We start from the raw sequence: 14726 nt of genomic DNA, 5'->3' as shown, positions 1-14726 counted from the left end.
TTGCACACTATTCCAAAATATGCTCCAGCCCATAGACAAGCGTATGTAAATGCATCACCGTTTCCACTGCCAGCTTCACCCCGGACATAAACGAGCGGCGGTCGAACGAATCGTGGCGGATCGTCAACGTCTGGCCGTTGCCGCCGAAAATCACTTCTTGATGAGCGACAAAGCCCGGCAGACGGACGCTGTGGATCGGGATGCCGTCATATTCCGCGCCGCGCGCGCCAGCAAGCGTTTCCTTTTCGTTCGGGTGGCCTTGCTTTTTCGACGGTCGCACTTCGGCAATGAGCTGCGCCGTCTTCAACGCCGTTCCGGACGGTGCGTCAAGCTTTTGATCATGGTGCAATTCAATGATTTCCACATCAGTGAAATATTTGGCCGCCATGCGGGCGAATTTCATCATCAACACCGCTCCGACGGCAAAGTTCGGCGCAATGATGGCGCCGATTTCTTTCTCTTCCGCCAGCTTGATGAGCCGCTCGATATCTTCCGGCGTAAATCCAGTCGTGCCGACGACCGGACGAACGCCGTAACGCAGCGCCAGCTCGGTGTGCCGCTTTCCGGCTTCCGGCGTTGTCAAATCGATCAATACATCCGGCTTCACCTCGGCAAAACAGCGGGCCGCATCGGTGTAAATCGGGGCGTTGACGCCGGAAAATCCGTCGATCTCCGCTAAATTTTGTCCATCGTAACGGCGGTCGATGACCGCAGCCAGTTCAAAGTGATCGGTTTGCTGCACGAGCGCAACCGCTTCTCGGCCCATGCGGCCGCGCGGCCCCGCGATGACAATGCGAATCGTCATGATCCTTCCTCCTTCCGCGTCCAGCGGTCGCGGTCGCGGGTGCGAAACTTGTCCATCACCCGGTCGTGCGCCGCCTGCAAATCAATGCCGAGCGAATTGGCGAAGCAAATGAGCACAAACAGCAAATCGCCCAGCTCTTCTTCCACCGTTTTTTCTTGTTCGGTCGCCTTTTTCGGTTTTTCCCCGTAGTAATGGTTCACCTCGCGCGCCAGCTCGCCGAGCTCTTCCGTCAGCCGCGCCAGCATGGCGAGCGGGCTGAAATAGCCTTCTTTGAATTGACTGATATAGTCATCCACTTCCTGTTGCATTTGTTTCATCGTTTTCTCCTGCATGGCTTGTCACCTCGTCTGTTTTCATGTTAGCGAAAAGCGGCGCATTTGACAAATGTTTTCGCCCGCTGTCAATTCCGTCCGTTTTCGCTCGTCATTGCCTATATGGACAAGTTCCTCTATAATTAAGGGCGCCGACTATTTTTGCGGACGGAGGGACGGTATGATTTTTGGACTAAAGATCAAAAACTGCCTGTTTATTTTGCTTGGCGCCGCCATTTTCGCCTTCGGGCTCGTTCATTTCAACATGCAAAACAATTTGGCGGAAGGCGGGTTTACCGGCATTACGCTTCTTCTTTATTTTTTGTTCGGACTGGATCCAGCGATCACCAACTTGGCGCTCAACATTCCGCTCTTTTTCATCGGCTGGAAGCTGCTCGGCCGCCAGACGTTTCTCTATACCGTCATCGGCACGGTCGCCGTTTCCGTCTTTTTGTCCATCTTTCAACGCTACATGATTCATATGCCGCTTCGACATGACATGACGCTCGCCGCCTTGTTTGCCGGCGTCTTTATCGGCGTCGGCCTCGGCATTATTTTCCGCTACGGCGGCACAACCGGAGGCGTCGATATTATCGCCCGCCTCGTCCATAAATATAAAGGCATCAGCATGGGCAAAACGATGTTTGCCTTTGACGCCACCGTCATCACGTTGTCGCTTCTTCTTTACCTGTCATACCGCGAGGCGATGTATACGTTGGTCGCCGTCTTTATCGCCGCCCGGGTCATTGATTTTCTGCAGGAAGGCGGCTATGCGGCAAAAGGGGCGACCATCATCTCAGAAAAAAGCGAAGAGATCGCCAACCGGATCTTGACAGAGATGGAGCGCGGCGTCACCGTGCTGAAAGGGCGCGGCTCATATACGAAGCGCGACCGCGACGTCTTGTATTGCGTCGTCGCCAAAAACGAACTGCCGCGCTTAAAAAGTGTCATTATATCCGTTGATCCGCATGCGTTCGTCGCCGTCACCGATGTGCATGATGTGCTCGGCGAAGGGTTTACGCTCGATGAACAAAAGCGGCCGCTGGAACCATGAAAAGCCGCTGGCGCGAAAGCCCAACCGGGACAAGCCCGGCAAGCGCCGTTTGAAAGTGCCGGGGCGGTGCTTGCACAAAGCGACGGGAAAACAAAAAAGAGGGGGAAATGTTTCCCCCTCGCAAAAAGCGCCGGTGCTTAGTCTTCCGGCTGCCGCGCCCGCTTCTCTTCCTTTTCTCCTTTGTACTTCCGCCAGCCAACGTACGTCAGCGTCAACACGATCACTCCGCCAGTGGAAATCATCACCCAAATCAGCGACGGATCAGCTTCGTCCTTTTTCACCCCGGCAAACAGCGCTTCAAGATCTTGACGCGCATCGGCGAGTTGCTCGCGCTGCTCGTCTTCGCCGCGTTGCCAAAACGCGGCGGCCTGCAACGCCTCAAGATCGTCATCGACCTTTGTCGCGATATCCGGCGGCACGTCGATTTTCACACTCGGCTCGATCAATGTATAGCGGTCAAGCAACTGGCGGAGGGCAGCGGCATACGCTTTCTGCTCGCCTTGTTGTGCCGCCTTTTCGACCGCGGCAAACGCCTCCATGACAGCCGGCTCCATCCTCGTCCAAAGCGGCTGGTATGTCGAATGGATGGCGTCAACAACAAGGCGAAACTGAGTGATCGCCGCCACTTTGTCTTCCGCGGAGATCGGCGCCGTCATCGCCTTGACTGCCTGCTCGTGCGTCACGGTCACCGCCCGCAATTCATCGGCCGATTTCAACCGTTCTTTTGCCCCAAGGGCGAAAAACCGCTCGGAAAAATAGCGGAGCACTTCTTTTGCTTCGGCAAAACGACCGTTTTTCGCCAATTGCAGCGCCTCGTCGGAAATATCGTCCAACTGCTCCCAACCGTTTGTTTGTCCAGCCGCGCCAATGGGCGCTGGCCATAAAAAGGCGAGCGACAACAACATGGCTAGCCCGATTCGCTTCATCATCGTCCCTCCCTCATCCACTAGTACAATGTATGAAGGAGTGGACAAGAGTAGACCAGGCAACTGCTATATAGATGCAATTCGAAGCTTTGCCATTTGCAGCTTTTACCGAGTATTGGATCGACTGTCGGGGGACCGAACAACGCCGCTTCCAGACCCATATATGGGTCTAGGGGGGCAGGCGGTTGTTCGGTCTTCCGTCACGCCTTGGCGTGACGGAGGCAAGCCTGTGGCTTGCCTTCGACAGTCGAAAATGGACAAACCGCTTTTCCGTCAAGGATATGTTAAACTTCTTCGTTGCATCTATATAGAAAGCTGCCGCCCAACGTTCCTCCTTGTGTTCAACGCTCTACTCTGATGCCTGCCGGAAAGACATGCCGCCCGGCAGAAGCGGCTGGCGCCGGAGGCGGACGCCAAGCTGATACGCAGCGGCAATCGATGCGATGCTCAACCAAAACGTAAAATAGCCGATTTCGTTGGCGTAGTCAGCCAGCACACTATAGCGCGGCATCATGCCAAAAACGTAGTCGATGACATCGTTATGCAGCGTCCACACGGCCGCCAGCATAAGGTGAAGGAAGCGGAATCGATAAAACCGGGCGTACAGCATTCCTTCGATCGCCATCGCCCCGTGCGAAACGATGAGCATCCAGCCGGCCCAATCGAGCGTGCCGGTGACGCGCCAAACGAGCACATTCATAACGACCGCCCAAATTCCATACTTAACAAGCGTCACCAAAGCCAACGCTTCAAAAAGCGGCGCCGACCTGCCGAAAAGCCATGCCACAAGGACGACAAGAAAAAAAAGGCTTGCCGTCGGACTGTCGGGAACAAACGGCAAAAAGACGGGCGGCGTATCGGCAAGTTGATAACGATACCAATAATATCCATAGATGGTGCCGGCCGCGTTGACGAACAAGAGCAGCCAAACAACCGGCCGGGAAGCCAACAGCGCATAAAGCCATGCCATCATCTGCACCTCGCCTCGGTTTCATGTTGGCACGAAAAAAGCTGACTAACGCGAGTCAGCTTTTTCGTGTCGAAACGATTATTCCGCTTTCAGTCCGGCGATGAATTCGGACAGTTTTTTCAACTCTTCATCCGTGCCCTTAAAGACGCCGGGCGGCATGTTGCCTTTCCCTTCTCTCGCGATTTTCGCGATTTCTTCCGGTTTCAAGCCGGTGCCGATGAGCGACGGACCAGCGCCGCCGGACAAGTTTTGTCCGTGGCACGATGTACATGTGTTCGCTTGGGCGATTTTATAGCCTTCCGCGTTCGTGTCAATTTTCACTTCCGCCCGAATTTTCCCTTGTTCAGCCGCTTTTTTCCAGTCGTGTGTGACGACCGCTTCCCATGTCAAATAAATCATCGCCGCAAGCGCCAACAGCATCATCCCGGTCGCGACCGGACGCTTCCAAGGACGGCGCTCTGGGCCGCGGTCCAAAAACGGCGCCAACAAGAGCGCGCCGAACGCCAACCCCGGGATGATGATCGCGCCGACGACCGTATACGGACCAGACGCATACGAATATTTGAGCAATTGGTATAAGAACAAGAAATACCAGTCAGGCAGCGGCACGTACGTCGTGTCCGTCGGGTCGGCGATCCGCTCAAGCGGCGACGGATGGGCGACCGTCAAGCATAAGAAACCGACGAGAAAGACCGATCCGACCAACCATTCCTTAAGCAGGAAGTTCGGCCAAAACACTTCCGTTTTCCCGGGATATTCCGAATAGTCCTTTGGAATATTCGGTTTTCTCACCGCGGGAACACGGGAATCGCCGACGAATTTCATTCCTTTTCCGCGATGCATTGCGTGGTTCCCTCCTTTTTTCTATCGCCTCTAAACGCGGGCCGACCGATCATAGCGGACCGGAAATGCCTTGTCTGCGAATCATTAAAAAGTGCGCTGCCATTAAGCCGAGTAAAGCGGCCGGCAAGAAGAAGACGTGAATGGCAAAGAAGCGCGTCAACGTTTGCGCGCCGACAATTTCTGGGTCCCCAGCTAACAGCGTCTTAATGGCCGGGCCAATGAGCGGCGTCGCTTCCGCGATTTGCAAACCAACTTTCGTCGCAAACAGCGCTTTCATATCCCACGGCAACAAGTAGCCGGTGAAGCCAAGACCCATCATCACCATAAAGATCAATACGCCGACGATCCAGTTCATTTCGCGCGGCTTTTTATAAGCCCCTTGGAAAAAGACGCGCAGCGTATGTAAAAACATCATGACGATGACAAGGCTCGCCCCCCAGTGGTGCATGCCGCGCACAATTTGGCCGAACGCCACTTCGTTTTGCAAGTAATACACCGATTCCCACGCGTTTTTAATATCCGGGACGTAGTACATCGTCAAAAACATGCCTGACAAAATTTGAATGACCGTGACAAAAAACGTCAGCCCGCCGAAACAATAGACAAAGGCGGAAAAGTGATGGGCGGGGTTGACGTGCTCCGGAACTTCGTGATCGGCGATATCCCGCCATAAAGGCGTAATATCTAAGCGTTCATCGACCCAGTCATACAGCTTGTTTAACACGCATTACGCCTCCTTTCTTGGTTTCGCCTTGCCTAAATACAGCTTGCCGTCTTTCACTTTGTACTCGTAACGGTCAAGCGGAGCTTGCGGCGGCGTCCCCGGAACGTTCGTGCCGTCCTTCTCATAGCGCCCATAGTGGCATGGGCAGAAAAACTGGTTCGGATGCTCTTTGTCCGTGTTCCAGTCGACCGTACAGCCAAGGTGTTTGCAGATCGGCGAAAGGGCGATGATCTCCCCTTTTTCATCCTTGTACACCCAAGCTGACTTCGGCTCTTCCGACTCATACCAAGCGTCTTTCACCTTCACTTTAAAGTCGAAGCGCTTCGGTTCGGTCGTAATCTCTTTGACGTCTGCTACCGCGACCATCTCCGTCCCTGCTTCATCCTTCAAGATCGGATCGAAAGCAAAACGGAGCATCGGCATCAGCATCCCTGCCGCCATAAAACCGCCGACGCCGGTCAGCGTGTAGTTTAAAAACTGACGTCTCGTTACACGATGTTTGTTGTCGCTCATCGTCTTCCCCCCTCTATGCAAAATCAAGTCCGCACCGGACGATTGTATGTATAACACATATGGAAAACTAGGACATTCTAATGATAGCTCAATTGCTGGACAAGGTCAATATCGCAGGCGGCAAAACGTCGGACTTTGCCGCATCTACTCTTGCGCCCATCGACCGATGAGAAAGCGGAGCAGCTCGGCGGCCTGCTCTCTGACAAGCTCGTGCTTGTACGATTCACCCATGCTCTCGAGCGGAACAACCGGAACGAACCAAACGCGGTCAGCTTCTTCGCCCTCTTGCCACGCACGGTCGCACGTCACATAAAACAGATGCTTCATTCCTTCCCGCCTAAGCCGGTTGGTCCAATCCGCCAGCCTTTCGGTAAGCAGCGCCCGCGGCTCATCGGCAAAATACACAAACGACGGCATCAAAAACAACCGGCCCTTCAGCTGTCGCTCGACCTCGGCCGCGATGAGCCCGACAAGCTCCCCGCCGGAAGCGAGCCGCTTCGCTCCTTGGCCGAAAGCCACCGGCAAAAGCGGAAGGAGAGCCGTGTCGATGTAGTCGCGCTCTCGTTCATAGAGGGCGACGTCCTCGCCTGTCCACTTCATTCGTACTCTCCTTTTCCTTAAAGTTTCTTCCCTTCATCACCATACCATATTTTTCGGCAAAAGAAAAACCTTGCCGGCGGCAAGGTTTTTACAATTTGTTTAATTCATCGGTCAGGCGGCGGAACGCCTCTTCATCATGGCGGTCAAGCGCCTCATCGATCAGCTTCATGAGCCGCCCGCGCCGGAATTCGTAAATGGAGCGTTCCAAAAACTGCTCGGCGAGGCGCTGGTCGTTTTCGCTCACTTGCGCCTGCTTCGGCGCATACGGGTTTTCCTCAAGCACAGCGACATATTGCGGCGAGTGAAAAGAAGCGCGGAAATTCAGTTGAATGTAAATATCTTCGTCGCGGTTTAAACGGATGTCATGGAACGATTTCTCTGCATCGGTTGTCATCACATTGCCTTTGTAAAAACGGAACGGCACATCGTCGACGCAGTGAGTCGACATAATGATGCCGCGCGGGCAATATTGGGCATTCTCGACAAAATGCACCTTTTGCATGAGCTGGTCATGGCTCATCAAATAGTTTAAAATCCAGACACACTCGCGCCGCTTCAACTGATAGTGGCTTAAAAACCAACGGATAAACTCTTTTTTCTCATTGACGGATACGTGCGTCATTCTGCGCTTCCCCCTCGATCGGTTTCCAAGAAAGAGGTTGGGCCACCGCTTCTCCCCTACTCTTCGAGCTCAAGCAGCATCTCCGCCGCCTCCGTATGGGTTGGGTCGAGACGGACGATCTGTTGAAATATTTCTTTCGCCGCCGCCCGATTTCCTTCCTCGATGAGAAAATATCCGTACTCTTCGAGGAACTCGACATTGTGCTTAAAGAAATTATATGCCTCGCCGTAATGATTTAATGCATCGTCGTACATCTCAAGCCGATGTTTGGCGCGCCCAAGGTCCCATTCAAACTGCGGATCGTACTCGCCATCGGCCATCGCCTGCTCAAGAAGCGCTACGACATCCTCATAGCGCTGTTCATTTAGCCAAAGCGCCGATAAAACCGTGAGCGCCTCGATGTACCCGCCATCGATCTCAAGCGCTTTTTTCAAATGTTCCTCTGCCTCCTCCGGCTTGTTCAGCTTGAGCGCCAGCTTGCCTGCGTAAAGGCGGAGCTCTTTGTTCCATTCGTCGACGCCGACGCCCTCAAGCGCCGTCTCATAGCTTTGCACGAGCCGTCCTTCTTGTTCATACGCTTTCGCCAAATAAAGGTAAAGCGGAGTGTAGTCCGGATCGAGCTCTTTTAAAGCGCTGAGCTTATCGATGGCCGTTTGTGTATAGCCGGCCTGCAACGCGGTGAATCCGTAGGCGAACAGCGTCCGGCTGTCCATTTTTTCATTGAGCGCCTCCTCATAATACGGAAGCGCCGCCTCGAATTCCCCGGAACGGCTGAGCGCCTCAGCGATCCGCTCGGTGATCAAGACGCCGGCCATCTCCTTATTCGTCTTCCGCACCTGTTCATAAAGCGGCACGCTTTTTGAGTATTCACCGTGCGAAAAATACAACTCAGCCAACGCAAACTGCACGATCGGCTCATCTGGAGCTTTCTCGTACGCTTGACGCAGCTTCCGCTCGCTCACTTCCGCCAACCCTTGCATTTCGTACAAATCGGCGGCAAGAAGGCACGCGCGGACAAACTGCGGATCGTCTTCGTCGATCTCCGACAAAATGGCGAGCGCTTCCTCTTCGGCTTCAAGCTCCGTATACACTTCCGCCAAAAACAGGCGAATGTCGCCGTCATCCGGATAGCGGGCAGCGAGCTCCTCAAGCAGCTCCTTCGCCTCTTCCGGCATTCCCCATCCGTACAAGCAGTCGGCAAGCGCGTATTTTTCTTCATCACTTCCATATTTTTTCACTTTCGGCACGAGCGCCAACGCTTGGTCGACGTTTCCGTTTTCCACTAAGCGAATGATTTGTTCGACGCGTGTCATGGTTTCGTCAGCCCTCTCTTGCGGCAGGCGGCCGGGCGCCCACAGGAGCCCATCCGCCTTTGCCATTCAAATCGTTATGTACCGTTACAACGGGAACATGAATGATGATAATCGATCATGGCCGTTTCCGCAACCAAACCGCTCGCTGTCTGGAAGGTGCGCCGTTTTTCGGCCGGAAACCGGGAATGTATCCGCTTTCAAAAAATGCAAAGCCAATTCCTCTCACTGACAATATATGAACGAACAACGCAAAATATGACCGCCCGCCCGCTTGGGGCGGGAGGCCTTTTACAGCAGCGAACGGAGATCGGCAAAAAACGCCGGATAGGAAACGGCGACCGCTTCCGAACGCTCGAGGCGGACCGTCCCTTTGGCGATGCAGGCAGCAACGGCGAGCATCATGCCGATGCGGTGGTCGCCATGGCTGTCGACAACAATCCCGTCGGCATAAAGCGGCGTTTTGCCGCGGATCATCATGCCGTCGTCGGTTGCTTCGATGTCAGCGCCGAGTTTTTTCAACTCGGTGACGACCGTATGGATCCGATTCGTCTCTTTCACCTTCAGTTCGCTCGCGTCTTTGATGACGGTCGTTCCTTCCGCCTGCGTCGCGAGCAAGGCAATGATCGGAATTTCGTCGATCAATCTTGGAATCAGATCCCCGCCGATTTCGACCGCCCGAAGCGTCGACGTGCGGACCGTAATATCACCGACCGGCTCGGTTTCCTCGTTGCGGACGTTGTCAATCGCAATATCCGCCCCCATTTGTGTAAGCACATCGATGATGCCGGTCCGCGTTGGATTTAAGCCGACGTTTTTCAGCGTAATTTCGCTGTTTGGCACAATGGCGCCGGCGACAAGGAAAAAGGCGGCTGACGAAATATCGCCGGGAACGTAAATGTGCGTCCCGCGCAAGCGTTGCGGACCGGCCACCGAGACGGTCAAGCCATCCACATTCACTTCACCGCCAAACAACCGAACCATCCGCTCGGTATGGTCGCGCGAGCGGTGCGGCTCGGTGACCGACGTTACGCCGTCGGTGAACAAGCCCGCAAGCAAAACGGCTGATTTCACTTGCGCGCTCGCCACCGGCGAAGTGTAGCGAAGCGGGCGAAGCGCACCGCCGCGGATGGAAAGCGGCGTATAATTGCCGCCCTCACGCCCGTCAATACGCGCTCCCATTTCGCGAAGCGGCTTCGTCACCCGCCCCATCGGTCGCTTGGCGATCGATTCATCGCCGACAAGGCAGGCGTGAAACGGCTGGCCGGCCAAAATGCCGAGCAATAGGCGCGCCGTCGTTCCCGAGTTGCCGACATCAAGCACCGCGGCCGGCTCGCGCAGCCCGCCGGGGCCGGCTCCTTCGACAACGACTGTCGTCCCGTCCTGGCGAATGTCAACGCCGAGTTTCCGGAAACAGTCGATCGTGCTTAAACAGTCCGCCCCAGGCAAAAAATGGTCAATCACCGTCCGTCCAGAAGCAAGCGCCCCGAGCATGACGGCGCGATGGGAAATCGATTTGTCGCCGGGGACTTCGATCATTCCTCGGAGCGACGACACGTTGGTTGGCAACTGCATGCAAAATCCCTCCATTGTTTTTCCTTGCTACCCTTCATAGGTGGCATAGTTCGTATGTTTGGCGAGGCACGCTTTCGCCCGCGCCCGATCGTCTTCGCTTTGGAAGCTGAGGCGGAGCACGCCGTAAATTTCTTCGCGCGTCTCAATGATGCGGATGTTCGTGATGCTGATGTTTTCCTCGGCCAAATAGCCGGTTACTTCGGAGATGACGCCCGGATAATCCGGCACGTCGACATACAAATCGTAAAACGACGGAATCGCTCCTTTCGTTCTCGACGGCAGCCCGTCGCGAAACTGTTTCGCCTCCAAAAAGTAATGGTAAATCGCGATGCTGTTTTCTTCTTCGACAAACGAACGCAGCCGCTCCATTTCGGCGATCCAGCGGTCAAAGAGCGCAAGCAGTTCATGCTTGTTATGGATAAAAATATCGCGCCACATTTCCGGATTGCTCGACGCGATGCGGGTGATGTCGCGGAAGCCGCCGGCCGCCAGCCGGCTGACGAGGGCGTTTTCGCACTCGTATTCGCGCGCCTGATGAACGAGGCTCGCCGCAATCAAATGCGGAAAATGGCTGATTACGCCAGTGATGCGGTCGTGCTCTTTGGGCGTTAAGATGACAAACTGCGCTTTCGTTCCCGCAAGCCACTGTTTCAACGCCTCGACTTGCTGCGGCGGCACATCGTCCGTCGGCGTCAAAATGTAAAAGGCGTTTTCAAACAGATGAGCCCTTGCGGCCGCCACACCGCTTTTATGCGACCCGGCCATCGGATGGCCGCCGATGAACGCTACGCCATGATCCAACAGGCGGCGGGCGCCTTGAACGATGCGCTGCTTCGTGCTGCCGACATCGGTAACGATAACGCCGCGCTTCAACCGCTCGAGCGGCATCGACGAAAGCAGCGCCTCCGTCTGCATGACCGGAACGGCCAGAACGATCAAATCCGCCTGTCCGTATCCGTCTTCGGGCGAACGGGCGGCTTCGTCGATCACCTTGAGCGAGCGCGCCAAGCCGAGCTGCCGCTCATTGACGTCGTAGCCGATGATCATCGCCTCCGGATGCGCTTTTTTAATCGCCAATGCAATCGATCCGCCGATCAAGCCGAGGCCGACAATGAACACTTTTCCTTCCAATCGTCCCACCTACTTTATGTAAACGTGCGCCCGCTGCTTTCGAAAAGCAACGGGCCGATCTTTTCTATCCATCCCGCCGCTGAACGGTCAGGCGAGCTGTTTTTCCCGAAGCAGTTGCGAAACGAGTTCCAACACCCGGTCGTTTTGCTCTTTCGTGCCAACAGTCACACGCACGCCGGTCGGCAGCCCAAGCGCTTGGCCAGAGCGGACAATGACGCCGCGCTCCAGCAAATAGCGGAACACTTCGTCGCCATCCAACCCGAAATCAATGAACAAAAAGTTTGTCTGCGATGGGTAATACTTCAGGCCGTTCTCCTCGCAAAAGCGATAATACCGCTCAAGCTCAGCGCGATTTCGTTCGACGCAGGCGCGGATGAACGCTTGATCGTCAAGTGCGGCCGCCGCGGCCGCTTGGGCGATGGTCGACGTGTTAAACGGCTCGCGCGCCGGCTCGACGGCGCGGATGAGCGTCTCACTCGCCACGCCGTAGCCGACGCGGAGCGCAGCGAGCCCGTATGCTTTCGAGAACGTGCGCATGACGACAAGCTGCTCGTACTCGTTTAAAAGCGGCACCGTTTGCGGGTAGTCGGGCGCCGTCGCATATTCGTAGTACGCTTCGTCCACGACGATGAGCACGTGCGGCGGCACGCGATCCAAAAAGGCGCGCAGCTCGGTGTCATTCACATACGTGCCCGTCGGGTTGTTCGGATTGCAAATCCAGACGATGCGCGTGTTTTCATCGATCGCCGCAAGCATCGCCTCCAAATCATGACGCCCATCAACAAGCGGCACTTCGCGCACCTCGGCCCGCTCGATGATGGCATTGTGCCGGTATTGCGGGAATGTCGGCGCCGCCATCACTGTATTTGTTCCCGGCTCTAAAAAGGCGCGGCAAAGAATTTGCACCACCTCATCCGAACCGTTGCCAAACAGAAGCTGTGTTTCCTTGACGCCAAGATGCTTCGCCACCTTTTCGCGCAACGTGCGGGCGTAGCCGTCCGGATAGACGGCGAGGCGGTCAAGCTCAGCGGCGATGGCCGCTTTTGCCGCTGGCGACGAACCGTACGGATTCTCGTTAGAAGCAAGTTTGATAATCTCAGGCAAGCCATATTCCCGCTTGACTTCTTCGATCGATTTTCCCGGCTGGTACGGAGAAAGACCCCGGAGCGATTCCTTTACTTGCATGATTGTCGCCAACTCCTTCAATTCGGAACTTTTAGCGCGAAGAATAGGCTTCTCGAAGCGGCGCGGCAAGCGAACGGGCGTAGGCAGAAAACTCGGCGACGGCCGCTTCCCTTTCGTCCGGCGCCTGCAACCTCGGAGCCAGCTGCTCGACTTTTTGCACGAGCGCGCTGCCGACGACAACGCCGTCGCACACCTCTTTCAACATCGCGACTTGCTCCGGCGCCGAAATGCCAAAGCCGACGGCGACCGGGACGCGGCTATGCCGCTTCACTTCGCGGAGGAAATCGCCGAGCGTCTCCGGCAGCGTCTCACGCACGCCTGTAACACCTAGCGAGGAGACGCAATACAAAAACCCTTGCGCCGCCGAAGCGATCCGCTCGATCCGCTGCTTCGACGTCGGCGCAACAAGCGAAATGAGCGGGAGACCAAACCGTTCGCCAAGTTCGCGGAGCGGACCGCTTTCCTCAAACGGCAAATCGGGAATGAGCACGCCGTCGGCGCCATTTTCCCGCGCTAAAGCAAAAAAGGATTCTTCTCCTAATTGTAACACAGGATTGTAATACGTAAAGAGAATAATCGGAATGTTTACCCCTTTTTTTCGCATCTCGCCAATAAGCTGAATGGCTTTCGGCAGCGTCATGCCCCCGTCAAGCGCCCTTGCGGCGGCGCGTTGAATCGTCGGTCCGTCAGCGAGCGGGTCGGAGTACGGCACGCCAAGCTCTAATATGTCAGCGCCGGCCTCCTCAAGCGCCGAGGCGAGATCGATCGTCACATCGGGAGCCGGATCACCGGCAACGATAAACGGGATAAATAGCGGCGGATTAACGGACAGTGGCAATGTCTTCACCTTCCCTCGCACCAAGATGGCGCATCATCGTTTGCACATCTTTATCTCCGCGGCCGGACAGGCAAATGAGCAACGTTTCATCCGGCGGCATCTCGCGGGCGAGCTCGACGGCTTTCGCCACCGCATGGGCCGACTCGATGGCCGGAATGATGCCTTCCGTTTGCGCCAACAATTGAAACGCAGCGACGGCCTCGTCATCGGTCGCGCTTTCGTAGCGGACGCGGCCAATGCTCGCCAAATACGCATGTTCCGGGCCGACGCCGGGGTAATCAAGGCCGGCTGAGATCGAATACGGTTCGAGAATTTGTCCGTACTCGTCTTGCAACAGGTAGGTCATCGCCCCGTGTATGACCCCTTTCGTCCCTTTTGTGATGGTCGCCGCATGGTGCGGAGTGTCGATCCCTTTGCCGGCCGCCTCGACGCCGACGAGGCGGACGGCATCTTGCAAAAACGGGTAAAACATGCCGATGGCGTTGCTGCCGCCGCCGACGCAGGCAACGATGACATCCGGCAGCTTCCCTTCACGGGCGAGAAACTGTTCTTTCGCTTCATCGCCAATCACGCGCTGAAACTCGCGCACCATTTTCGGGTACGGATGCGGACCGACGACCGAGCCGATCATGTAAAAATGGTCGTCGCAGTGGGCGACCCAATAGCGAATCGCTTCGTTCGTCGCATCTTTCAACGTTCGGTTGCCGCTTGACACCGGCACGACTTCGGCGCCCAACAGTTTCATGCGAAACACGTTCAGCTCCTGCCGCTTGATGTCTTCTTCGCCCATAAAAACGATGCAATCCATGCCGAAATGGGCGGCCACCGTCGCCGCGGCGACGCCGTGCTGGCCGGCTCCGGTTTCAGCGATCAGCTTTTTCTTGCCCATCCGTTTTGCCAAAAGCGCCTGGCCGATCGCGTTGTTGATTTTATGGGCGCCCGTATGGTTTAAATCTTCGCGCTTTAAATAAATTTTCGCGCCGCCGACTTGCCGTGTCAAATTCGGCGCGAACGTGAGCGGGGTCGGGCGACCGGAGTAATGCTGCAAAATGCGGATGTATTCTTGTTTGAACGATTCATCGGCAAGCGCTTTGTCAAGCTCCGCTTCGATTTCCTCAAGCGGAAGCATGAGCGTCTCAGGGACAAACTTGCCGCCGAAATCGCCAAACCGGCCGTATTCATTCGGAACGCGTTCCATCATCTAACCCCACCTTCTCCTTCATAAAAGTTGAAAGACGAAGAGCCGCATTTCTTCAGAGAGCCTGCGTTTGTTCATCGTCCGAGCGTCAGCGCCGTCTTTTGGCCCTTCGTTTTGTTAT

16 protein-coding genes are annotated in these 14726 nt (G+C 55.7%); 1 reads left to right on the top strand and 15 read right to left on the bottom strand.

The window, feature by feature from the left end; all coding sequences use genetic code 11:
- Positions 1-7: 7 nt before the first annotated feature.
- Together dapB and GC56T3_RS06975 are read right to left on the bottom strand one after the other, a co-directional pair.
- Entirely contained in the window at positions 8-805 is a 798-nt protein-coding gene (dapB, locus tag GC56T3_RS06980) for a 4-hydroxy-tetrahydrodipicolinate reductase (RefSeq protein ID WP_013144913.1), read from the bottom strand.
- Entirely contained in the window at positions 802-1137 is a 336-nt protein-coding gene (locus GC56T3_RS06975) for a nucleotide pyrophosphohydrolase (protein WP_011231671.1), read from the bottom strand. Before GC56T3_RS06975 ends, dapB begins: the two co-directional genes overlap by 4 nt.
- 160 nt (positions 1138-1297) lie before the next feature.
- Here GC56T3_RS06975 and GC56T3_RS06970 point away from each other — a divergent pair, with 160 nt between their 5' ends.
- Positions 1298-2170 (top strand): YitT family protein, encoded by an 873-nt coding sequence (locus GC56T3_RS06970; protein ID WP_011231672.1) that lies wholly within the window; start codon positions 1298-1300, stop codon positions 2168-2170.
- 137 nt (positions 2171-2307) lie between these two features.
- Here GC56T3_RS06970 and ypjB read toward each other — a convergent pair whose 3' ends face one another.
- From ypjB to trpB, 13 genes are all read right to left on the bottom strand, one after another.
- A complete protein-coding gene (gene ypjB / locus GC56T3_RS06965) occupies positions 2308-3096 on the bottom strand; it encodes a sporulation protein YpjB (RefSeq protein ID WP_013144911.1) in 789 nt (262 codons plus the stop codon).
- Positions 3097-3445: 349 nt separating this feature from the next.
- Positions 3446-4066, bottom strand: a complete 621-nt coding sequence (locus GC56T3_RS06960) for a DUF1405 domain-containing protein (protein WP_013144910.1) — start codon at positions 4064-4066, stop codon at positions 3446-3448.
- Positions 4067-4144: 78 nt separating this feature from the next.
- A complete protein-coding gene (locus GC56T3_RS06955; RefSeq protein ID WP_011231675.1) occupies positions 4145-4909 on the bottom strand; it encodes a menaquinol-cytochrome c reductase cytochrome b/c subunit in 765 nt (254 codons plus the stop codon).
- Between the two features lie 49 nt (positions 4910-4958).
- The gene (qcrB, locus tag GC56T3_RS06950) at positions 4959-5633 is read right to left on the bottom strand and encodes a menaquinol-cytochrome c reductase cytochrome b subunit (RefSeq protein ID WP_011231676.1); all 675 of its coding nucleotides are present in this window, start codon (positions 5631-5633) and stop codon (positions 4959-4961) included.
- Between the two features lie 3 nt (positions 5634-5636).
- The gene (locus tag GC56T3_RS06945; RefSeq protein WP_013144909.1) at positions 5637-6146 is read right to left on the bottom strand and encodes a ubiquinol-cytochrome c reductase iron-sulfur subunit; all 510 of its coding nucleotides are present in this window, start codon (positions 6144-6146) and stop codon (positions 5637-5639) included.
- A 144-nt stretch (positions 6147-6290) separates the two neighbouring features.
- Complete coding sequence (locus tag GC56T3_RS06940; protein ID WP_013144908.1) at positions 6291-6746, bottom strand: YpiF family protein; 456 nt, start codon at positions 6744-6746, stop codon at positions 6291-6293.
- 88 nt (positions 6747-6834) lie between these two features.
- Positions 6835-7368 (bottom strand): ReoY family proteolytic degradation factor, encoded by a 534-nt coding sequence (locus GC56T3_RS06935; RefSeq protein WP_013144907.1) that lies wholly within the window; start codon positions 7366-7368, stop codon positions 6835-6837.
- A 56-nt stretch (positions 7369-7424) separates the two neighbouring features.
- Entirely contained in the window at positions 7425-8681 is a 1257-nt protein-coding gene (locus GC56T3_RS06930) for a tetratricopeptide repeat protein (protein WP_013144906.1), read from the bottom strand.
- 288 nt (positions 8682-8969) lie between these two features.
- On the bottom strand, positions 8970-10253 hold the full coding sequence (gene aroA / locus GC56T3_RS06925; protein WP_013144905.1) for a 3-phosphoshikimate 1-carboxyvinyltransferase: 1284 nt from the start codon (positions 10251-10253) through the stop codon (positions 8970-8972).
- A 27-nt stretch (positions 10254-10280) separates the two neighbouring features.
- On the bottom strand, positions 10281-11384 hold the full coding sequence (locus GC56T3_RS06920; RefSeq protein WP_013144904.1) for a prephenate dehydrogenase: 1104 nt from the start codon (positions 11382-11384) through the stop codon (positions 10281-10283).
- 87 nt (positions 11385-11471) lie between these two features.
- The gene (gene hisC, locus GC56T3_RS06915; RefSeq protein WP_013144903.1) at positions 11472-12569 is read right to left on the bottom strand and encodes a histidinol-phosphate transaminase; all 1098 of its coding nucleotides are present in this window, start codon (positions 12567-12569) and stop codon (positions 11472-11474) included.
- 31 nt (positions 12570-12600) lie between these two features.
- Positions 12601-13407, bottom strand: coding sequence for a tryptophan synthase subunit alpha (gene trpA / locus GC56T3_RS06910; protein ID WP_041468313.1), 807 nt, complete (start codon positions 13405-13407; stop codon positions 12601-12603).
- A complete protein-coding gene (gene trpB, locus GC56T3_RS06905; protein ID WP_013144901.1) occupies positions 13391-14605 on the bottom strand; it encodes a tryptophan synthase subunit beta in 1215 nt (404 codons plus the stop codon). The genes trpA and trpB overlap by 17 nt, the downstream gene beginning before the upstream one ends.
- Between the last annotated feature and the right edge of the window lie 121 nt (positions 14606-14726).

It is taken from the genome of Geobacillus sp. C56-T3 (genome assembly GCF_000092445.1).
Classification (GTDB): Bacteria; Bacillota; Bacilli; order Bacillales; family Anoxybacillaceae; genus Geobacillus; species Geobacillus thermoleovorans.
Note: the sequence above shows the minus strand (reverse complement) of the source record. Positions and strands in the feature narration are given on the sequence as shown.